The 15,052-nt window shown below is 63.4% G+C and carries 12 protein-coding genes and 1 rRNA gene; 7 read left to right on the top strand and 6 right to left on the bottom strand.

Going from position 1 to position 15,052, the window contains the following annotated elements; genetic code table 11:
• Both rrf and FKZ61_RS10740 read left to right on the top strand, forming a co-directional pair.
• Window positions 1-85 (top strand): 5S ribosomal RNA (gene rrf, locus FKZ61_RS10745); the annotation flags it as partial.
• A 171-nt stretch (window positions 86-256) separates the two neighbouring features.
• Entirely contained in the window at window positions 257-1,771 is a 1,515-nt protein-coding gene (locus tag FKZ61_RS10740; protein ID WP_141610116.1) for an AMP-binding protein, read from the top strand.
• A gap of 186 nt (window positions 1,772-1,957) precedes the next feature.
• Here the strand turns inward: FKZ61_RS10740 and queA are convergent, their stop codons facing one another.
• The 3 genes from queA to FKZ61_RS10725 are packed head-to-tail and all read right to left on the bottom strand — an operon-like array spanning window position 1,958 to window position 4,621.
• On the bottom strand, window positions 1,958-3,073 hold the full coding sequence (gene queA, locus FKZ61_RS10735; RefSeq protein ID WP_141610115.1) for a tRNA preQ1(34) S-adenosylmethionine ribosyltransferase-isomerase QueA: 1,116 nt from the start codon (window positions 3,071-3,073) through the stop codon (window positions 1,958-1,960).
• A 13-nt stretch (window positions 3,074-3,086) separates the two neighbouring features.
• Window positions 3,087-3,893: a gamma-glutamyl-gamma-aminobutyrate hydrolase family protein gene (locus FKZ61_RS10730; RefSeq protein WP_141610114.1), complete on the bottom strand. Its 807-nt coding sequence runs from the start codon at window positions 3,891-3,893 to the stop codon at window positions 3,087-3,089.
• A 14-nt stretch (window positions 3,894-3,907) separates the two neighbouring features.
• Window positions 3,908-4,621, bottom strand: a complete 714-nt coding sequence (locus FKZ61_RS10725; RefSeq protein ID WP_170199561.1) for an NAD(P)/FAD-dependent oxidoreductase — start codon at window positions 4,619-4,621, stop codon at window positions 3,908-3,910.
• A 145-nt stretch (window positions 4,622-4,766) separates the two neighbouring features.
• On the opposite strand from FKZ61_RS10725, the gene FKZ61_RS10720 reads away from it, so the two are divergent.
• The 5 genes from FKZ61_RS10720 (at window position 4,767) to FKZ61_RS10700 (ending at window position 12,027) form a co-directional block, all read left to right on the top strand.
• Window positions 4,767-7,214, top strand: coding sequence for a penicillin acylase family protein (locus tag FKZ61_RS10720; RefSeq protein WP_141610112.1), 2,448 nt, complete (start codon window positions 4,767-4,769; stop codon window positions 7,212-7,214).
• A 53-nt stretch (window positions 7,215-7,267) separates the two neighbouring features.
• Entirely contained in the window at window positions 7,268-8,749 is a 1,482-nt protein-coding gene (locus FKZ61_RS10715; RefSeq protein ID WP_141610111.1) for an MFS transporter, read from the top strand.
• A gap of 97 nt (window positions 8,750-8,846) precedes the next feature.
• On the top strand, window positions 8,847-9,968 hold the full coding sequence (locus tag FKZ61_RS10710) for a Gfo/Idh/MocA family protein (RefSeq protein WP_141610110.1): 1,122 nt from the start codon (window positions 8,847-8,849) through the stop codon (window positions 9,966-9,968).
• Window positions 9,965-10,837 (top strand): sugar phosphate isomerase/epimerase family protein, encoded by an 873-nt coding sequence (locus FKZ61_RS10705; protein ID WP_141610109.1) that lies wholly within the window; start codon window positions 9,965-9,967, stop codon window positions 10,835-10,837. Before FKZ61_RS10710 ends, FKZ61_RS10705 begins: the two co-directional genes overlap by 4 nt.
• 413 nt (window positions 10,838-11,250) lie before the next feature.
• On the top strand, window positions 11,251-12,027 hold the full coding sequence (locus FKZ61_RS10700; protein WP_141610108.1) for a sugar phosphate isomerase/epimerase family protein: 777 nt from the start codon (window positions 11,251-11,253) through the stop codon (window positions 12,025-12,027).
• 17 nt (window positions 12,028-12,044) lie between these two features.
• On the opposite strand, the gene FKZ61_RS10695 is transcribed toward FKZ61_RS10700, so the two are convergent.
• The 3 genes from FKZ61_RS10695 to FKZ61_RS10685 form a co-directional block, all read right to left on the bottom strand.
• Window positions 12,045-13,028 carry an ABC transporter ATP-binding protein gene (locus FKZ61_RS10695; protein WP_141610107.1) on the bottom strand — a complete coding sequence of 328 codons (984 nt, stop codon included), beginning with the start codon at window positions 13,026-13,028 and terminating at the stop codon, window positions 12,045-12,047.
• Between the two features lie 97 nt (window positions 13,029-13,125).
• Window positions 13,126-14,154 (bottom strand): ABC transporter ATP-binding protein, encoded by a 1,029-nt coding sequence (locus FKZ61_RS10690; protein WP_141610106.1) that lies wholly within the window; start codon window positions 14,152-14,154, stop codon window positions 13,126-13,128.
• Entirely contained in the window at window positions 14,151-15,050 is a 900-nt protein-coding gene (locus tag FKZ61_RS10685) for an ABC transporter permease (protein WP_141610105.1), read from the bottom strand. Before FKZ61_RS10685 ends, FKZ61_RS10690 begins: the two co-directional genes overlap by 4 nt.
• Window positions 15,051-15,052: the final 2 nt, after the last annotated feature.

The raw sequence follows: 15,052 nt of genomic DNA, 5'->3' as shown, positions 1-15,052 counted from the left end.
CTCCATCCCGAACCCGGCAGTTAAGCCCACCAGCGCCGATGGTAGTATGCGGGCGACTGCATGCGAGAGTAGGTCATTGCCAACCCTTCTCTTCCCTGCCTTTTCTTATCCCCTCCCCCTCCCCTCATATAACCATCGCATTCAATTTGACAGAAATTGTCACCCGCTTTAGTCTTTCCCCGGGTTCTGTCGTTGTGGAGCCCACCTGCAAGCGATCCCATCAACCATTCCACAGCTTTTCTGATAGTATACTTCCATGAACCTCCACGATCTCTTTGCCATCGCGCGCCATCGCGCCTCCCACCATGTTGCCATTGAGACCCGCTCGCCCGGTCTCCCGGGGCACCGCCTTTCCTATGAAGAGCTCTTTGCCCAGGCAGATCGGTTGGCCGCAGGCCTCCAGCGATGGGGCTTGGGGAAAGGCGATCGGGTTGCCTTTTATGTGGGCAGCCGCCCAGAGTTGGTCATCGCCTACCTGGCCGTCATTCGCCTGGGCGCCATTGTGGTCCCCATGAACCTCCGCTACCGCCGCCTGGAAATCGGCCACATCCTGAGTGACTGCAGGCCCCGCCTCCTCATCACGGAGCGAGACTATCTGCCCATCCTCGAGGAGGTGCCCCCCTCCCAGCGGACTTCCCTGGAGGCCACGCTCCTGTTGGAGGATTTCCCAGGCTGGTCTGCCCCGGTCGATAGCCTGGACGCGCCTACCGTTGAAGGGGACGACCTGGCGCTCATCATGTACACGTCTGGCACCACGGGCCGCAGCAAGGGCGCCATGTTGAGCCATAACAACGTGATGGCTACTGTCACCGGCCTGTTGTCCGCCTGGGGATGGCAGGCAGAAGATCGCCTGCTCCTCTGCCTGCCCCTTTTTCATGTCCACGGCCTGATTGTCGGCCTGCACTGTGCCCTGGCTGCCGGTGCCACCATCCTCCTCCACGCCCACTTTGACGCGGCGGCGGTGTTGGATGATCTGCTCCATGCCAACCCCACCCTCTTCTTTGCCGTCCCCACCATCTACGTCCGCCTGCTCCAGGAAATGGAGCGCCACCCCGACCCTCTGGATTTCAGTCATATGCGCCTGTTTTGTTCAGGCAGCGCTCCCCTGCCGCCAGAGGTCTTTGTGGCCTTCCAAGATCGGACTGGTCATGCCATCCTGGAACGGTATGGCATGACCGAAACGGGGATGAACCTGAGTAACCCCTATGCCGGCCCCCGACGGCCTGGCACCGTCGGCACGCCCCTTCCCGGCGTCTCCATCCGCATTGTGGATGCCAACCTGCAGGACGTGGCGCCGGGGCAAGAAGGGGAGCTCCTGGTGCGGGGCAGCAATGTTTTCCAGGGATACTGGCAGGATCCGGAGAAGACCGCGGCCAGCTTTTGCCAGGATGCCCAGGGCCGGGAATGGTTCCGGACCGGTGACCTGGCCCGGCAGGATCCAGACCACGGCTATGTGACGCTGCTGGGCCGGCGTCACGAGTTGATCATCAGCGGTGGCTTCAACATCTACCCCCGGGAAATCGAGGAATTGCTCACCACCTATCCGGGGCTGGCGGAGGCGGCCGTGGTGGGAGAACCCCACCCCGAGTGGGGTGAAGTACCCGTCGCCTATATTGTCTGCACGGGTGAAATCAACGAGGCGGAGCTGGTGGCTTTTTGCAAAGGCCAATTGGCCGGCTACAAGGTTCCCCGGCGTTTCTACCGGGTTTCAACTTTACCTCGCAACGCCATGGGGAAACTGCAGAAGCATCTGCTTCCCAGGGCCGACTAGTACAGTCTGGCGAAATACCCCGGCAGAAATTCGGCGACACTCCCCCTGGTGGGAACTATCGCCGAATTTCTGCCGGGATTTCCTGGCGCAGTCGGCCCTGTTCTTATTGGCGCACTTCCCATCCACGCTTCCCTCTGGGAAACCGTGGTCGCCACGGTGTCGACTGTCGCCACGGTGTCGGCGAGCTCAGAGGATCAGCATGGCATCGCCAAAGCTGTAGAACCGGTACCCTTCCTGCTTGGCCACCTCATACGCAGCCAGCAGGGTGCGTCGTCCCCAGTCCAGATCCTCTGGATGGTGCTGCCCCACAAAGGCGCTCACCAGCATCAGGAGGCTGGAGCGGGGCAGATGGAAGTTGGTAATCAGCCCGTCCACCGCCCGGAAGCGGTAGCCCGGGTAGATGTACAGGTCCACCGGCCCGGCAAAGGCGGCTGTGCGCTGCCACGGACAGGCCTGGGGATCGTACGGGTCGATACCCTGGGCCCCTGTGGCCGCCCATTCCAGGGTGCGCACGGTGGTGGTGCCCACTGCCACGATCCGCCCACCTTGAAGCGAAACCTGGTTAATCCGCCGGGCTGTATCGGCACTTAATTCCGCCCATTCGGTGTGGATGGTGTGCTTTTCGACTTCCTCCGCTTCCACCGGCTTGAAGGTGTCCAATCCCACGTGTAGGGTCACGGTCTCAAAGCCGACGCCCTGCTTTCGCAAGGCCACCAGGAGCTCTGGCGTGAAGTGCAGGCCCGCCGTGGGCGCGGCCACACTCCCCTCCGGCCGGCTGTAGACCGTCTGGTACCGCTCCCGGTCGCCCTGGTAGGCCGTGATATAGGGCGGCAGGGGAATCTCCCCCAACTGGTGCAGGTATGGGCTGATGGGCTGGGCGAAGCGCACCACCCGGGTGCCCGAGGGATTCACTGCCACGATGGTGGCTTCCACAGGCGGCGCGGGTTCCTCTTCTCCGCTCGCCAGGGGCTCCACCTGTACCTGGACGCCTGCCACCAGGTTGCGCCCCCGGGTGAGGCATTCCCACTCGCTGCCCGCCTGGTCCAGCTTGCGGAGGAGAAAGATCTCCACCTTGCCGCCGGTGGACTTGTGGCCGTGGAGTCGGGCCGGAATGACCCGGCTGTCGTTGGCCACCAGCAGATCTCCTGCCCGCAGGTAGTCGCCAATGTCCCGAAAGCGGCGGTGCTCAATGCGGCCATCCGCCCGATGGAGGACCATCAGGCGGCTGCTGTCCCGGGGCTCGGCCGGCTCCTGGGCGATCAACTCGGGGGGCAGATCATAGTCGAACAAGGCAGTCTTCATGGTTGTTGCTGTTTCACTGCTTCAGTTTGGCTTCCGGGTTTCGGACCTCCCGGCGGCGGGCGGTCTGCCGGCAGGCCTGGAGAAAGCCTTCCCACAGGCGGCGATGGTCGTCGCTGAGCTCAAACAGGCGCTCCGGATGCCACTGGACCCCCAAGACCCAGCCATGGACCGGGCTTTCGAAGGCCTCCACCAGCCACGTATCCGGCAATGCCACCCCGGCAGGTACAAAGATGGGGGCCAGGCTCTCATGGTCTACGCCCTGGTGATGGTAGGTGTTGACCTGGATCTCGTTCCGGCCCACCAGGGCGTGGAGGCGGGTTCCAGCCTGGATGGCCACTGGGTGGAAGACCGGGTCTTCCTTGGGCGAGCGGTGTCCATCCAGGTGCTGGCGCATGGCGCCGCCGGCCGCGACGTTAAGGACCTGGCACCCGCGGCAGATGCCGAAGATGGGCAAGTCCCGGCCGAGGGCGCCCCGGGCCAGGTTTAGCTCCAACTCGTCTCGGGCCAGGTCGATCTGTTCAGGCTCAGCGCCGTTGAGGGGCTGGTTGAAATAGCGGGGGTGGACGTCGCCCCCGCCCGACAGGATCAGCCCGTCCAGATGATCCAGGATTGCGTCGGGCAGACGTCCCGTGGCGTCCGGTGCAAAGCGCTGTCCATCTGGCAAGGTCGCCGGCTGGTCCGGTGAGAGGACCACGGCTGTCGCGCCGTATGCTGCCAGCACGTTCAGGTAGTGCCGGCTGTTTTCTTCAATCCACTCTGGCGTCCCTTTGCGCACGGTTACGCCGATGCACAGAACATCTTCGCTGGCCGCTTTGTTCATGGTTCGCGATCACCTCAAACGGTTTTCAGGTATTCCCGGATCAAAAGTGCAGCGGTGGCCCCTTCTCCGGCTGCGCTGGCCACCTGCTTGGTGCTGCCGGCCCGCACATCCCCGGCTGCGAAGATGCCAGGAACGCTGGTCTCCAGCAGGCCCGGATCCCGTGTCTCGAATCCCGGAGGACGTGTGCCGTCGTGGACCAGATCGTGGCCAGTGACGATGAAGCCCCATGGGTTGAGGCGCACCGGGCTTTCTCGCAGGAAGGCCGTATTGGGCGTCAGGCCAATGAAGATGAAGGCCCCGTCCACGGCCAGGGTGCTCTCTTGACCGCTCTGGTTGTTTTTGAGCACCAGGTGGGTCAACTTGCCGCCACGGCCCTGGAATTCCACGACTTCGGTATGCCACAGCACCCGGATCTTGGGGTCCCCCAGCACCTTCTCCTGGATGACTGGACTGGCCTTAAAGGACCCGTCACGAACTATCATAGTGACCTGATCAGCAAATTTTGTCAAAAGCAGGCTTTCTTCGGTGGCGCTGTTGCCGCCACCTACGACGGCCACATGCCCCCCTTTATAAAAAGGGCCGTCGCATGTGGCACAGAAGTGGACACCTGCGCCGATGTAGTCGGCTTCACCCGGCACCTGGAGGCGTCGGTAGCGGCTACCGGTGGCCACGAGCAGAGCACAGCTGCTGTACTCCTGGCCGTCGGCCGTCACTGCGATGTGGTCCACCCACCTTCCGATTCCCAGAGAACGGGCAGACTGTGTTATAACTACAGGACTGGTTCCGACAAGTCTGTAAGACTGCAAACGCGCCGGGCCCCACACCACAGGGCCGCGGCGCCCAACGACATGACCGAGTGATCGAGCCGGCCCTATGTGGATAACCCTTTTCACCCTCATCGCGCTTCTCCTCATTCTGGCCCTGCTGGCCGTAGGCGGCTTCTTCCTCTACGTCTACTGGTGGCTGGTGCAGCGGCCGATGCCCAAATTGGACGGCGAATTGATCCTGTCCATCCTGGACGAGCCGGTGGAGATCCTGCGGGACCGCCACGGCGTGCCCCACATCTATGCCCGCTCCCGGGCCGACCTCTTCCGGGCTCAGGGATTCGTCCACGCCCAGGATCGTCTCTGGCAGATGGAGCAGAACCGGCGCATTGCCCAGGGCCGCCTGGCCGAGCTCTTTGGGGAAGCCGCCCTGGACGCAGATCGCTTCAGCCGCATCGTGGGTTTCTGGCGGGCTGCCCAGGCCGAGCTGCCCACCCTGGAGCCCGAGGTGCTCCAGGTGTTGACCTGGTATGTGGAAGGCGTCAACGCCTACATCCAATCCCGGCCGGGGCGCCTGGCGGCGGAATGCAATCTGCTCCGCTTTACGCCGGAGCCCTGGACACCCGTGGACGTGCTGGCCTTCGCCAAGATGATGGGCTGGTCCCTGAGCATCAACTGGGAAAGCGAGCTGACCCGGCTGCGCCTGCTGAAGCTCCTGGGGCCCATCCGGGCTGCCGAGCTGGAGCCGGACTATCCGGCGGAGAACCCCATCATCCTGGAGGGCCTGGGCAGCCAGGAGGTGACCCGGCTTTTGAACACCGGCGGCCTGCTCCTCAACGAATACGAGAAGTTGCGCCAGTGGCTGGGCACCATGGAAGGCGGCCAGGGCAGCAACAGCTGGGTGTTGGCCCCCAAGCGTAGCCTGACCCGCCGACCCCTCCTGGCCAATGATCCTCACCTGGCCGTCCAGATTCCCGGCGCGTGGTATGAGAATCATCTCAGCTGCCCGGATCTGGAAGTCAGCGGGGTCTCCTTCGCGGGCGGCCCAGGCGTGGTGATCGGCCACAACGAACACATCGCCTGGGGCCTGACCAATGCCTGCGTGGATGTGCAGGACCTGTACGTGGAGCGGCCCCACCCCACTGACCCGACTCGTTTTGCCTATGGCGAGGGGTGGGAGCAGGCCCAGGTCATCGAGGAGGAGATCCGCATCCGCCGGCGAACCACACCCCACGTGGAGCGGGTGGTGGTTACTCGCCACGGCCCCCTGATCACCGGCCTCCTGGGCGACCGGGCCGAAGTGCCCCTCTCCCTCCGCTGGGTGGGGCATGGGCCGGGGCGCCTCTTCCGCTCTCTGTTGCGCCTGAACCAGGCCCGAAACTGGGAGGAATTTCAGGACGCGCTGGCCGATTGGTCCGTGCCGGCCCAGAACGTCACCTATGCCGACGTGGAGGGGAACATCGGCTACGTCCTGGCTGGGCAGATACCCCGGCGGGAGGTGAACCTGGGCCTGGTGCCGGCGCCGGGCTGGGACCCGACCTACGAGTGGGACGGCTATATCCCAGCGGAGGAGCTGCCTCGCCTCTACAACCCGCCGTCTGGCGTCATCGTCACGGCCAACAACAAGATGATCGGCGATGACTACCCATACTTTCTAGGGGTGGAGTTTTTCCCAGGATGGCGGGCTGCACGGCTGGAAGAGCTCCTGCAGAAGAAGGAGCGCTACACCGTGCGGGATATGGAGGAGATGCAGATGGATACGGTGAGCAAGTATGCGGCCGCGCTCACCCCCTGGCTGACCCTCATCGACACCGAGGATTCCTGGGAACGGGTGGCCATCAACTATCTGCGGCGCTGGGATTTCCGCATGGACACCGACAGCCCTGCCGCCCTCATCTTCCACTACACCCTGCTCTACCTGTTGCAGCTGACCTTCGGCGACAAACTGGGCGCCGCGGCCGAAGGCTATCTGGGCATGGCCACGAACCCCCTGTTCCAGATCAACGGCTTCATGTTGCGGGCCGAAAGTCGCCTGGTCCAGCTCCTGAACGAAGCCGAGGAGTCCATCTGGTACATGGAGGCAGCCAGCGGCCGGCCCCGCCGCCGGGACGAGCTGTTGAAGGAGGCTTTGGGCCGGGCCGTGCGCCACATCCGCCGGGAGCTGGGCGACAACATCCGGCGCTGGCACTGGGGCCGGGTCCATCAGGTCCGCTACGTGCACCCCCTGGGCAGCGTGCGGCTGCTGCGGGGCATCTTCAACCGGGGGCCCTTCCCGGTGGGCGGCGATGGGGTGACCCCCAACCAGACCCGGCATGCGCCCAAGTTGCCGCCCGGCCTGGTGCAGATTGCCGCCAGCTACCGGCAGGTGTTGGAGGTGGGGGTCTGGGATCAGGCCCAGACGGTGACTGCCACCGGCCAGTCGGGCCACCCCCTGAGCGAGCACTACGACGACCAGATCCCCATGTGGCGGGAGGGGGTCTACCACAAGATGCCCTGGCAGCGGGCCGCGGTGGAGAAAGCGGCCCAGTATCGCCTGATCTTGCAGCCGGGGCGTTGATCCAACACCGCTGGATCCGAGAAGCCGGACTTCGGACTCAGGACTTCGGACTCATGCAGAACCTCACCGTGGACTACAGCCGCAAATGGTATGTGATGATGGCCGTCGCCATGGGCATCTTCCTGGCGACCATCGACGGCAGTATCGTGAACGTGGCGCTGCCCACCCTGGTGCGGGATTTTGGCACTGTGTTTGCGGCGGTGCAGTGGGTGGTGCTCTCCTACCTGCTCACCGTGACCACCCTCATGTTGGGCATCGGCCGCCTGGCGGACATGGTGGGCAAGAAGCGCATCTACGTCAGCGGCTTCATTATCTTCACCGTAGGTTCCACCCTGTGTGCCCTCTCCCCCACCATCTACTTCCTGATCGGCTTTCGGGTGCTCCAGGCCATCGGCGCAGCCATGATCATGGCCCTGGGCATCGCCATCGTCACTGAATCCTTTCCGCCCCAGGAGCGGGGCAAGGCCATCGGCATCACCGGCTCTATCGTCTCCGTGGGCATCGTGGTGGGACCTACCCTGGGCGGGCTCATCATCGACGCGGCCTCCTGGCACTGGATCTTCCTGGTCAACCTGCCCATTGGCATCCTGGGCACCATCCTGGCCAGCCGCTTCATTCCGGACCTGCGTCCCGCGGGCGGACAGCGTTTTGACTACTGGGGAGCATTCACCCTGTTCTGCAGCATCCTGGGCCTTTCCCTGGGGTTAACCCTGGCCCAGGAACGGGGCTTTGGCGACCCCCTCATCGTTGGCCTGTTGACCGCCTGGGCTGTCTTCCTGGCCCTCTTTCTGGCCATCGAGTGGCGGGTGGAACAGCCCATGATCGACCTGCGCCTCTTCCGCAATTACCAGTTCAGCGTCAACCTGGGCACCGGTTTTATTACCTTTGTGGGCATCTCCGGCCTTTTCATCCTGCTGCCTTTCTACCTGGAAGATGTCCTGGGCTACGAGGTGCGGCTGGTGGGCCTGATGCTGGCCATCATTCCTGTGGCCCTGGGCGTCATGGCCCCCATCTCCGGTTCCCTGTCCGACCGCTACGGCTCCCGGCCCATCACCGTCATCGGCCTGGCCGTCCTGCTGGTGGGCTATGGCGCCGCCAGTACCCTGAGCGCCGAGACCACGGTCCTGGGCTATGTGGCCCGGCTGCTGCCCATCGGCCTGGGCATGGGGATCTTCCAGTCGCCCAACAACAGCGCGGTGATGGGCGCCGCGCCTCGGGAGCGGCTGGGAGTGGCTTCGGGGCTGCTCTCCATCACCCGTACCCTGGGCCAGGTCACCGGCATCTCCGTCCTGGGCACCGTCTGGGCCGCCCGAGCCACCTACCACGCAGGCCAGGCCCTCCCCGGCGGCGCCACGGAGGCGCCTGCCTGGGCCCAGGTGGCCGCCCTGCGGGACACCCTGCTGGTCACCCTGACCCTGGTGGCCGTGGCCCTGGCGGTGGCCATTTGGGCTTTCGTCCGGGAGCGACGTTTGCCCCAGTCTGCCCCGTCCGCGTCGGCCGTTCGCCCCCGGCACGATTCTGGCCTGGACCTGTAATCATCTGGCACAACCCAGGGTATATCTTTGCGGATCTGTACTGGAACGAATACAATCGAAAGGTCGATCCAACCACCTTCCTGACTGGAGAAAGACCATGACTGGTGAACAACCCAAGCTGCGCCATGCCATCGTCGGCGTGGGCGCAGGGATCCTCAGCGCCCACCGGCCGGCCCTGGCCCTGGAGACGGTCGAGGTCGTCGGTGCGTGCGATGTGAACGCCGAGGTGGGCCGGGCCCGGGCGGAGGAGCTGGGCTGCCCCTTCTTCCCCGACCATCAGACCCTGCTGGCGGAAACCCGGCCCGACATCACGGTCATCCTCACGCCCCATCCCTTCCACGCGGCCATCGCCATCGACGCCCTGGAGGCGGGCAGCCATGTGCTGGTGGAGAAGCCCATGGCCGTCCACGTGGCAGAAGCCGACGCCATGATCCAGGCCGCCGAGGCCAACGGCCGGCTGCTGGCCGTCAACTTTCAACAGCGCCATCGTCCCGAGATTCGGGCCGCCCATCAACTGATCCAGAGTGGGCAGCTGGGCGAGCTGCAGCGGGTGGAGCTGGTGGAACCCTGGATGCGGCCGGCCGCCTACTATCGCAGCGCCGGCTGGCGAGGCACCTGGCGAGGGGAAGGGGGCGGCGTCCTCCTCAACCAGGCGCCCCATGGCCTGGACCTGCTCTGTCACCTGGCCGGGATGCCCCGGCGGGTCTTCTCGTGGAACCGCACCCTGCGCCACGCCATCGAGACCGAGGACACGGTGCTGGCCATGATTGAATACGACAACGGCGCCCTGGGCACCATCTACTTCAGTACCGCGGAAGCCGGCCCCCGGCGCATGGAGATCGTGGGCACCGGCGGGCGCCTCTTCATTGCCCAGGACGGCAGCCTGACCTATCAGCGTTTTGAGACCGACCTCCGGGAGCACATCGCTAACCACCCCAGCATGTTCGGCGCGCCCCGGCTGGAGGATGTGCCCGTCACCTTGCCCGAAGGGCGGGGCGACCACGTGGCCGTCTATCGGGACCTCCACCGGGCCATCCTGGAGGGCACGCCCGTCTGCGCCGACGGCGTCCAGGGGCGCATGTCCCTGGAGCTGGCCAACGCCATGATCTACTCCAGCCACCACAATCAGACGGTCGAGCTGCCGCTGGATCGGGAGGGCTACACGGCCCTGTTGGAATCTCTGAAGAGCCAATCTTTGCAGAAGGAAGCCGCACGATGACGGAAGCACAATTTTACCTGAGCGCATTCGGCGACGAGATCGCGGACGATCTGGGCGAGCAGCTGGCCCTGCTGCGCCAGCTGGCGGTGGGTCACCTGGAGCTGCGGGGCGTCTGGGGCAAGAATGTCCTCCACCTGACCGATGAAGAGGTGGCCCGGCTGAAGCAGGAATGTGACCAGCAGCAGATCGGGATCAGCTCCATCGGCAGCCCCATCGGCAAGTCCCCCCTGGCTGATCCCATCGACCGGGAGGTGGCCAACCTCCATCGGATCTGCCAGATCGCCGAGGCCCTGGGCACCCGCCGGATCCGGGTCTTTTCCTTCTATCCCGACGACACCAGCACCAACACCCACTACGACCAGTATGTGGAGGATGTGGTGGCGCGGCTGGCCCGGCTGACGGAAGTGGCCGCGGCCGAGGGCATGGAGCTGCTGCTGGAGAATGAAAAGGGCATCGTGGGCGACACGGTGGCCCGCTGTCATGCCCTGTTGAAGGGGGTGAACAGCCCCCACCTGCGCTTCGTCTGGGACCCGGCCAACTTTGTCCAGGTCGGGGAAGAGCGGGTCACCGAGCGGGGCTGGCCGCTCCTGGGGGACTACGTGGCCCATGTGCATGTGAAGGATGCCGTCCTGGGTGACGGTGGGGTGCGGGCCGCCGGTGAAGGGGATGGCCAGGTCGACCTGTTGCTGGAGAAGCTGCGGGATAGCGGCTATCGAGGCTTCCTGGGGTTGGAGCCCCACCTGGCCATCGCCGGCCACAGCAGTGGCTTCAGCGGTGTATCCGGCATGACCTACGCGGTGGAGACCCTGCGCCGGCTCATGGAACGCCTGGGCTGCCCGGAAGTGAAACCTGACTGGGCCGTTTCCTGAGCAGGTGTGTCACTTTATTTTCTCTGCATCGCGGTGGTTGTCCTTTTGCGGAGTGCGCATCCTCAGATGCGCACTCCCCTGAAGCGGCGGCGTCCCGCCTGGGTCGGCATCTGAGGATGCCGACTCCGCGTCGCGGTGGCTGTCCTCTCGTGGAGGGAGCATCCTCCGGTGCGGTGTAATCCGTGGAATCTGCGGCCGAAAATAAAATGCAAAGATGGTTCCCCTGCAACAAGGGCATTTTTGAACGCAAAGGCGCAAAGGTGCAAAGGCGCAAAGAAACGCAGGCGAGAATCACCCGAATCAGCGTTCATCTGCGTGGGTCAGCGTCCTCATTTGACCTTTTTGCAGTAGAGCCATCATCTATGCAATCTGTGAAATCTGTAGTTTTTTCTGCAACAGAAAGGACCGGGATTGTGGAATTCGGCTGTTGCTGCCGTGTGGAGGAGAGCGAAATCGCCCAGGCGGCAGGTTTTGACTTTATCGAATGCACTGTGGTTTCCCTGGAGCCGGAGCAGGACGAAGCGGCCTTTGCGCCCATTCTGGAGCGCTATCGCGCCGCGGCCCTGCCGGTACGGGCTTTCAACGTTTTCCTGCCTCGGGATCTGAAGATCGTTGGGCCGGCGGTGGACTGGCCCCGGGTGGAGCGCTACGTGCGGACCGCGTTACAGCGGGTCCACACCATCGGCGCGGACCGGGTGGTCTTCGGCAGCGGCGGTGCCCGCCAGGTGCCCGACGGCTTTTCTCGGGATGAGGCGGTCCAGCAGATCGTGCGCTTCCTGCGCCTGGCCGGGGAGGTGGCCGCGCCCCTGGGCATCACCATTGCCATCGAGCCCCTGAACCGCCGGGAATCCAACATCATCAACAGCGTGGCGGAAGGGGTCGCCTTCGCCCGCCAGGCCGATCATCCAGCGGTTCGGGTGCTAGCCGACTTTTACCACATGGAAGAGGAGGATGAGCCCCTGGAAACCCTGGTGGAAAATGGGCCGTGGCTGGCCCATGTCCACGTGGCTGACAGCGGGCGCCTGGCCCCGGGCACCGGGGAATACCCCTACGCCGACTTTGTGGCCCGGCTGAAGGAAGCGGGCTATGGCAGCGGGCCGTCCCAACGCATCTCGGTGGAATGCCGCTGGCGGGACTTTGCCGCGGAGGCCCCGGCAGCAGCGGCATTCCTGCGGCAGGCGTGGGGGTAAGTCCAGGTTGGGGCGGACTATCGCACGGGGGTCACCTCGGTCAGGGCGTGGCAGTACACCTCCCGGCCATCCGGTGTGTGTACGGCCGGCGGCCGCTGCGTGGCACAGATGTCCATGGCCAGAGGGCAACGGTTGCGGAACTTACAGCCGGTAAAACGATACTCTTTGGTTTCGATATCCGAGAGGCGCATTGGTTCTCGGCGCCACTTGCGGGACTTGTCCGGAATAGAGGCCAGCAGCAGTTGGGTGTATGGATGCTGTGGAGCGGTCAGGATGCTGCGGGCATCGCCAAACTCCACGATATTGCCCCGGTACATGACTGCAATGTAGTCGCTGATGTAGTAGGCCGTGGCCAAATCGTGGGTGATGTAGAGAAAACTGGTGCGGTACTCCTGTTTTAACTGCAGGAACAGGTTGATGATATTCATCCGCAAAGAGGCGTCCACCATGCTGACCGGTTCATCGGCGATGATGATGGCCGGCCGTGGAATCAGCGCGCGGGCAATGGAAACCCGCTGTAGCTCTCCACCCGAGAACTGATTGGGATACTTCCCCCGGACATCGCCATAGTGAAGTCCCACCGATGCCAGTGCTTCCTCAATGGCGTGGATGGCCTGCCTGCGGTCCAGGCGGTTCACCCGCAGGGCCGTACTTTCCAGATAGGCATCCACCGTCCGGTGGCTGCTGAAGGCTTCGAACGGATTCTGGAAGATGGGCTGAACCGTCCGGAAGAACACTTCTTTGTCGGGGTTGGCTCCCTCCCCGGCCACGGGCAGGTCGTGGACCATGGCCGTCCCGGAAGTGGGCTCCACCAGGCGCAAAATCACCTTGGCCAGGGTGGTCTTGCCACTGCCGGATTCACCCACCAGGCTGATGATCACGGGCTCGTCGCTTTGGACAGAGAGGTTCACTGAATCCAGGGCATCGATCTGGATGCGATGGAGTAATGAGCCCAGTTTATAGACCTTGCGAAGGTTTTGGGTGCGAAGAATGGTCTTCATTGCACGTCCTGTTTTCGATCAGGGGGCGAACTTTGTTGCTATGTTGCCCTTCTCTTGACAAACAAGGCGGATTGACCGCGCTGCCCTCTCAGGTGGATCAATCCTCCGAGAGGTGGGGTGTCTCGGACGCTATAGAAAACGTATCGGCCAGGATCTGGCCCGCTCCCAGGGCCAGGGTTTCGTCCCCGGCATAGTGGCAGGCGACGAAACGTCCAGGCTGAACTTCCCGCAGCTCTGGCTCGCTGTTTCGGCAGAGCTCCGTAGCCAGGGGACAGCGTGGGGCAAAGCGACATCCCCGCAGCTCCTCCCACAAGCTGGGCGGCCTGCCCTCGATTCCCTGCCGCAGGTGGGGATCGCCGATGGTGGGCAACGATTCGATCAGCAGGCGCGTGTACGGATGGAGGGGCGCCGCAAAGAGCTCATCCGTATCGCCAAATTCCACGACTTTGGCGGCGTACATGATCAACATCTTGTGGGTGATCTGATAGTGCACCCCCATGTCGTGGGAGACAAAGATGATGGTATTCTGCATCTCCTCCTGGAGTTCCATGAGGAGCATCAGAATACCCTTCTGCACCACCACGTCCAGGGCTGTGGTGGGCTCATCGGCCAGAATGATATCTGGCTGGAAAAAGGTCGCCATGGCGACCATGATCCGCTGCCGCATGCCACCTGAAAGTTGGTGCGGGTAGGCGTCCAGGGCCTCCGGCGGGAGATCTAACCTGCGGACGTAGTCCCGGATCTGTTCCAACACCACCGCCTTGTTGGTGTTAGAAGGCAAAAAGTCCACAAACTGGTGACGGATGCGGACTACCGGGTTGAGGCTGCTCATGGAACCCTGGGGGATGTAGGAGATCCGTCTGAACCAATGCTTTCGGATGGTCTTGGTCGTCACCGGCTCGCCTTCCTCGTCTTCAAACCCATATTCCACAGTCCCCGAAGTCAGGGAGAGGGGATACCCGATATCTCCATAGATCACTTTCATCAGGGTGGTCTTGCCGCAGCCGGATTCGCCGGCAACCCCCAGGATGATCCCATGAGGAATCTCCAGATCAATGTGATCAACTGCATGTACCTGGCCACGAACCGTGGTGTAAGTGGCCACAAGATCCCGCAATTTAATCATGAGTGCCCCCGCTTGGCCGCATAGAGCTCATTGTATCCCGTAGAGGTCAGAAAGAGACCGAGGAAGAGTAAGACCGTGGCGATGACCGGTGCCACGATCCAGGTATACTGGCCGATGAACATGGCGTTGTAGTTGAGCGCCCAAAAGATGATGGAACCCAAGGTAGGCACCTCCAGGTTGGAGAGGCCAATGACCGCCAGCGCCGCCTCGGTGTTGATGGCGTAGAGGATGGCGTTGATGAAACCCACCACCATGTACGCGTAGACGTACGGGAAGACTTCCCACAGGATGATCTGCATGGTGTTGGCGCCGGAAAAGCGGGCCATGTTGATAAATTCCCGCTCCCGGATGGAGAGGGCCATGGAGCGTACGGTTCGGGCACCCCATGCCCAGCCGAAGATCACCAGGATCATGCCCACGAGCCAAAAGGAAGCGCGCCCCCTGAACAGCGCTCCCAGCACAATGAGGATAGGGAAGACGGGGATAATGATAAACGAGTCGGTAAGGAGCATCACCACCCGTTCATACCAGCCGCCGATGTAGCCTGCGCTGAGGCCGACCAGGGTGGCGATGACAGTGACACAGAAGCTCACCGCAACCCCCAGGAGGAGCGAATTGCGCATGGCAAAGACCAGGAACCAGAAGATGTCCTGCCCCTGGGAATTGGTGCCCAACAGATGCTCCCAACTCGGCGGGAGGTTTTTGGCATAGGTCCCCTGTTGCATAGGGTCCACATCCGAGAAAAAGGGGAGCGTAAAGCTGGCAACCACCAAAACGGCCAGGATGGCAAGGCCCAGCCGGAGGCGCAGGTTGAGCTTCAGCCCCCGGCGTTGTGTCCCCCTGGATGGCAGGAAGAGGGAAAACCAATCCCGTTTCAGGCGTAGTATGCTGTTCATGA

Source organism: Litorilinea aerophila (genome assembly GCF_006569185.2).
GTDB lineage: Bacteria > Chloroflexota > Anaerolineae > Caldilineales > Caldilineaceae > Litorilinea > Litorilinea aerophila.
This window is presented reverse-complemented; position numbering and strand designations above follow the sequence as displayed.